Origin of the sequence: Gilliamella sp. Pas-s27 (assembly GCF_009795865.1) — a bacterium.
In the GTDB taxonomy this organism is placed as follows: domain Bacteria; phylum Pseudomonadota; class Gammaproteobacteria; order Enterobacterales; family Orbaceae; genus Gilliamella.
The window spans coordinates 70,770-77,165 of the sequence record NZ_WTEW01000011.1; the positions used below are offsets into that span (position 1 = coordinate 70,770).

General features: G+C 30.9%; 7 protein-coding genes. All 7 read right to left on the reverse strand.

What is annotated here, in order from left to right; all coding sequences use genetic code 11:
* Positions 1–3 precede the first annotated feature (3 nt).
* Positions 4–612: a CDP-alcohol phosphatidyltransferase family protein gene (locus GQ589_RS05940; protein WP_160399704.1), complete on the reverse strand. Its 609-nt coding sequence runs from the start codon at positions 610–612 to the stop codon at positions 4–6.
* Positions 613–625: 13 nt separating this feature from the next.
* Positions 626–1,345 carry an epoxyqueuosine reductase QueH gene (locus GQ589_RS05945; protein WP_160399703.1) on the reverse strand — a complete coding sequence of 240 codons (720 nt, stop codon included), beginning with the start codon at positions 1,343–1,345 and terminating at the stop codon, positions 626–628.
* Between the two features lie 276 nt (positions 1,346–1,621).
* Positions 1,622–1,912: a GNAT family N-acetyltransferase gene (locus GQ589_RS05950; protein ID WP_160399702.1), complete on the reverse strand. Its 291-nt coding sequence runs from the start codon at positions 1,910–1,912 to the stop codon at positions 1,622–1,624.
* 242 nt (positions 1,913–2,154) lie between these two features.
* Positions 2,155–3,345, reverse strand: coding sequence for an ABC transporter permease (locus tag GQ589_RS05955; protein WP_160399701.1), 1,191 nt, complete (start codon positions 3,343–3,345; stop codon positions 2,155–2,157).
* Complete coding sequence (locus GQ589_RS05960) at positions 3,342–4,502, reverse strand: ABC transporter permease (RefSeq protein ID WP_160425108.1); 1,161 nt, start codon at positions 4,500–4,502, stop codon at positions 3,342–3,344. Before GQ589_RS05960 ends, GQ589_RS05955 begins: the two co-directional genes overlap by 4 nt.
* A gap of 40 nt (positions 4,503–4,542) precedes the next feature.
* Entirely contained in the window at positions 4,543–5,517 is a 975-nt protein-coding gene (locus tag GQ589_RS05965; protein WP_160425110.1) for an HlyD family secretion protein, read from the reverse strand.
* A gap of 712 nt (positions 5,518–6,229) precedes the next feature.
* Positions 6,230–6,396 (reverse strand): integrase core domain-containing protein (locus GQ589_RS05970; protein ID WP_160425112.1); only part of this gene is annotated, 167 nt, incomplete at its 5' end.

The following is a 6,396-nucleotide window of genomic DNA, read 5'->3' on the forward strand; positions in this document are numbered from 1 at the left end:
TCGTTATTTTTGCGTTTCTTGCATGCCTTTTCGAACTCGGTTAATGACAGTATAAATAAGTAAAAAGCTGATGATCCAGAATAACGTATTAATCCACATTAAAGGTAATAAATAAGTTGCAATACCTAAACTTATCACCCCAAAGACAAAAGCTCGATCACTTTTACCCATTGGTCCATCATATCTCCTTGATGCTCCAATCATGACACCTAAAATGCCACTATATTCCGTTAAAATGGATAGTAAAATCAAAAAAATAACTAAATTGTTATTTACTTCTTGAAGTTGTGTAAAAGTGACCAATAGCACACTGTCAGAAATTACATCACAAATTTCATTTAAATAAGCACCTAAATTTGATTTTTGATGATATTCCCTTGCAAGCATACCATCAATAGCATTGAGTGCCATACGGATAAACATCCATATTGGAATAAGATAAAAAATCCATTGATATGATGCCAATATTCCAACAATAAAAGCAATCATGACAGATCCCAAACAGGCAATCAAGGTTACTTGATTAGCTGTAATATTAGCCTTATAAAGACGATCAACATAAGGACGTAGTCGTGCTTGAAACTTCGGCTTTAATTGATAAATTGATAACACAGGAAATCCTTATTTAAATTTCTTTAGCTAATCCTTGTTTAGCTATTTTTATCACATTTTTTAAATCAACACCTTGTGCTTTAGCGGCAAAAATACAGCCACAATAACACTGCCGATAAACATCATACTCTTTACAAAGCTCGATAGAACGTTTATAGCCATTATTTTTTTTAAAATCAGAAGGCAGATAATTGACCGAAAAAATTTCTTGAATTTCTAATCCTAGTTCATTAATTTTTTGGCTGTTTTTTTTAGGACTTAATGTTAATGCACTGGCAAAATAGTCAAAACCTAACTCTTGCGCTTTAATAGCAGCCAAATCTAAACGCATTTTATAACAGAGATGGCACCGTTCTCCCCCTTCTGGAGCATCTCGTAAATGTTCAACTTGCTTAATAAACTCAGCAGGCTGATAAGGAGCTTCTAAAAACTGAACGTTATTGCCTGTTTTTTGATTAAAATCAGTAATAAACTTTTGTTGCACCACGCTACGATATTCATATTCAACACGAGGATGAATATTAGAATTAGCAAAATAGATCGTAATATCAGCATATTGTGCTAAATACTCTAAAACATATGTACTACAAGGAGCACAGCAACTATGAATCAACAGTTTGGGGCGAACAGCTGTCGATTGCCAATCAGTAATCACCTCTTTTAAAACGGAATCGTAATTTACTTTATTATGTGGGTTTAATTTATCAAGAATAGTTTTAGCATTAATTAACATGAGGACTCAATTATTTGTTATTTTAGAGAATAAAGCCTTTAAGATTGGCTATGATATAGTGTTACCATTTATCCTTCAAGAACAACGCAAAATTTTTATACTTATAACTATGTATCATAAATTTAAACACTAAACCTTTACCAAAAAATAAATAAAAAAATGTACAACACAAAAACTAATCCCCCCTACATAGCCATTAAAGACTATGCTTAATTAGTCCTGCTCAAATGAAATTTTATATTATTCTTCATGTAGTTTTAAAAAATAATAAACAAACTATTCATCAATTTTATAATTTAATTTTTCATACAAAGCTCTTGCTTTGTAATTTTCGACTGATGTACATAATAAAATGCCACTATATCCAGAATTACTTGCAAAATTTTTTACTTTTTCCATTAATTGAGTTGCAACATTATGCCTTCTGCAACTTTTTATAATATATAAATCATTTAAAATTATAGTTGGTGATATGGATAAAGAAGAATAAGAAAAATATAGCTGTGTAAAACCACATGCTATTTTATTATCGTAAGCAAGAAAAATTATTGAATCATTGTTGATCAATCTTTCTCTAATGAATCTCTTTGATTCAGAATAACAACTTTTAATACCATAAAATTCTCAATATTCAGAAAAAAGTAATGATATATCATCAAGTTCGTCTAATGTCCCTTGCACTATATTAAATGAAATACTCATCAGTTTATAAAACTTCCTAATCACACTTTAGTTAAAAGTATTTTTAATACTAAACTGATAATTATTTTTAGTCAGATAAAAAAAGAATTACTTTTTAACAGCAATTATTAATTATTTTTATTAACATCCATAACAAACGTCTTCTTGATATAACGTTTTTCTAAAATAAAGGCGATAATAAAATAGATAATCGTCAATACCCACAAATGCCAATATTGCTGACTAAACTCAGAAAAGCTTGCACCCATTTGATTAATTTTTACAGAACCAACAATAGCGGGTACTGCTGGAAATATATAATCAATTAACTGGAACAACGAAGGCATCAATTCTTTTGGCCAAGATAGTCCAGTAACAAAAAATATAATCATACTTGACGGTATAATTAAACAAAAAACATCACTAACTGTATGAACAAAATGTGATACCACTTTACCTAATAACGCCGTAGAAAAAATAAAAGGAATAATAAACGACAAGGAAACGAAGATATTACCTAAGCGTGGCAAGTTATACCAATAATTAGCAAATACGGTATAGATAATAAAATAGATCAAATAAAGTACTAAATAAGTGAACAATTTACCTGAAAGTAGCAATAGCGCTGAAGATGTAGCATTACTTTGTTTATTAATAAATGTTGTTTCAAAATCAGAATTTTTGCTGAATAAACGACATAATATGCTACCAATAAGTAATGTTTGATATAAAATCAAAATAAAGGCAGCTGGAATAATATAAGTTGCATAACCAGATTGCGGGTTAAATAAACTAATCAGCTGAGTGCTAAAAGGCGAAACATTACTTGTTGCAACAGCAGGATCAACGCCTTGAGCTATTTTGCGTGAAATCGAAATTTTAGCACCAAAATTACTAGCTACAGTATTAATAGCCGTTGCCACATTACTATAAATCAAAATATAACTAGCATCGCCATAATATAAAACAGTACTCGTTTTCCCCGCTAAAATATGTTGCTGAAAACGATAAGGTATCAATACTACACCATATATTTTACGCTCTTCAATCAGTTTTTTAGCTGTCTGTAAATCTGTAATGTGCAAATCTGTTTCAATAGATTTATTTGCATCAATCTGCCTAACTAGCTCTCGGCTATAATTAGTATTATCTTGGTCAATAACAGCGATAGGAACATCACGTATCGCTTCATGTAAATAAGGTTGAGGATAAAAAAAGAAATAGATAAATATTCCCAAAAACATAACACTAAGTATCGCTTTGGTTTGAAATATTCGCTTTAATTCATCATAGGAAATTAATAGTAAAGATTTAATCATATTAACCGCCTACGAATTTTTCGTAAATGAAGCATAATAAGCATTGATACAATACTGAATTGAATCAGTAAATAAATAAATGGTTCTAATGAAGTCATCATATTTGGTGCCCTGAGTGTTTGATCAAGGCGAATCTGTATATACCATGTCACGGGTAATAAAGCCCCCCAAACATAAGCAAAAGTATTCATGGCAATACGAGGGAAAATAAGTCCTGTAAAACCAAAACTAGGCGATGCAACTAAACTTGCAGTACCATATGCCTGCGCTAATGTTGAACCAGTTAACCCAAAAAAAATCCCATATAAACATGACGTCAAGATAAAACATATATCACCGAATATAAGCAACATCAAATATCCATTCAGTGGTAAGTTAAAATAGGCGATTAAAATGCTATCAAATAAAATTAGGCAAAATAAAAAATAACTAAAATAAGGAGTAATGCGCCCTACTAAAAAAGTAAAAATGTTGTAATTAGCTAATTGTAATGTTTTTTGATAGCTTGTTCCGTCAAAGCGATCTCGAGTGATACTAGTAACCATTGCTATCATAATAATAATCTGCAAAATGGTAGGGATTAAACCACTCATTAATGTATATAGGTAATTTAATGTTGGGTTAAATAATGGATGTAAATTAGTTGGAACCGTTTGCATTTGACTTTGTGCAACAGGTAAAGCAACTCCATTTTCTAATAATCCTTGCAATACAATTTGACTATTAGCTGTTTTTAATGCTGTGCTCATGGCCCGAAAAATAATGGTGCCAGCAGACATATATTGATTATTATAAAAAGCGACTACTTCAGGTTGGCGTCCAGCTATAAGATCCTTTTCAAACTGAGGCTGAATAAAAAGTACTGCATAAACATCCCCTTTAATCAAAGCATGTTTAGCAGAGGAAAGATCTTGATAACGTTTAGCCACCTGTAATTGTGGAGAAGCAGCTACCTGTTGAATTAATAAACGTGATGATTTAGTTGTGTCTTGATCAACAACAGCAATAGGTACCTGAGTAATAACACCGGCATGGTACATATAAAGAAATAAAAAAATAAATAATAAAGGGTAGATAAAAACTAGTAAAAACAAAAATCGTTGTTTCACTAATTTACTCAGTTCCCATCTAATCACTTGTAATAGCGAACTAGACATGAATGCCGTCCTTTTGCGTAAGATGACCAGATTAATTATGTTAATGAGGTTGCCATTTTGTGGTAACACTCATTCCTGGACGTAGACCTGCCACTTTATTGATTGGTTTTGCACGCATTTCAAAGGTTTTTAGATCAAAGTCACCGGTTGCCTTAGTCGCCTGCCAATTAGCATATTGACCTAAAGCATTTAATACCGTAACTTTAACATCAATAACTTGATTATTTAATGCAGGAACTTTTACCTGAAACTTATCACCGACTTTAATATTTCCTAATAAATCTTCGCGAAGATTGAAAGTAAACCAAATATCGTTTAAATCAATAATAGAATAAAGAGGAGTTCCTGGGCTATACAACTGCCCTGTTTCAGCAACTCGAGTCGTAATTTGACCACTAATAGGAGCAACCAAAGTTAATTCATTAACATCTGCTTTTACTTGCGCTAAAGCAGCTTTTGATTGTTCTACTTGAGTATCAGCTAATTTCTTCTGTTCTATGCTACTACCATTTTCAGCCAATGTCAGATTAGCTTTAGCTGCTTCATAAGCCTTGACAGCTGCTTGATATTGATTAAACGATTCATCATAGTTTTGCTTTGAAACCGTTCCATTTTTGACTAAACGATTAATTCGGTCATAACTAGCTTGAGCTAAAGCTAAATCCGATTTTGCTTTATCTAATTGAGCCTTTTGCACATCAATTGTTTCTGGCCTAGTACTATACGTCGTATCGCGACTTGCTATTGCCACATTTAATTGTGCTTCAGCGGTTGCAAGCTGAGCTAATAATGCAGGACTTGAAAGAGTAAGAAGCGTATCCCCCTTTTTAACATCATCCCCAACATCATAATTAAATTGAATCACTCGACCTTGTACTCTAGCGGCGACATCAACACGGTTAGATTCAACTTCACCCTGTAATATAATGGTACTAGGTTGATTAGCAAAATAGATAATAACTATAACCATAACGATAATAATAGCTACAATCAAAGAAAGACGTTTTTTTTGCATAAATTATATTTATAAATGATTAGTGTAAAGCTAGAATAAGATTATTCGCAATAATATAAAGCGAAATATTAAATTACGCAATAAAATATAATGTTGTAACATTAATCCTTCTTAAAAACTATACAGCTTATAGTAAAATAATCAACTTACAGAAATAACTTTATATCCTATAAAATTGATTTATTGACTCTCTTTTTCTTTTTGGGATCATATATAATGATACAATCATAAAAGACAAAATTCTTTTTAATAAAATTTATTACAGCTTTTATTACAGTTACAAATACAATTTAATGATAAAACTTGATAAGTTTTGAAATAACCTTAACAAAAAAAACATAATAATATGAATTTTAAACATAAAAAGAAAAACCACCATGACTAATAAAGACAATTTAGCCAACCACACCCCAATGATGCATTTTTATTAGTTAATTGAATTTTAATTATATTTTTATAATTTTAAGATTTTGTTATACTTTTTGTTACACAAAATAATTAATGCTATTATTGTTATTTTGTTAGTTACTTTATCCAATAAGGTAAGGATATTTTAGATTCATAAAATACACATAACCATGGTTGTTTCAATTTTTCTCCAAGTTTTGAATGTCGATCAACTTCGTACCCAAATATAGCATCAAAACCTAGTTTTTTTGCCTCAACACAAATTGTAAATATCCCAAACTTAGTACACAACTCACGTAGAAAATTAAGCTGCTTGTTTTAGTGTTTTATACTCAATCAGTGTCATGTTATTTAATGCCTCATGCGGTCTTTCGGTGTTATAAATTGTTAACCATTCTTCGGTTATTCTCCTTACCTGTTCCAGATTATTAAAAAGATATAAATCCAATACCTCTGTACGGTACGAACGGT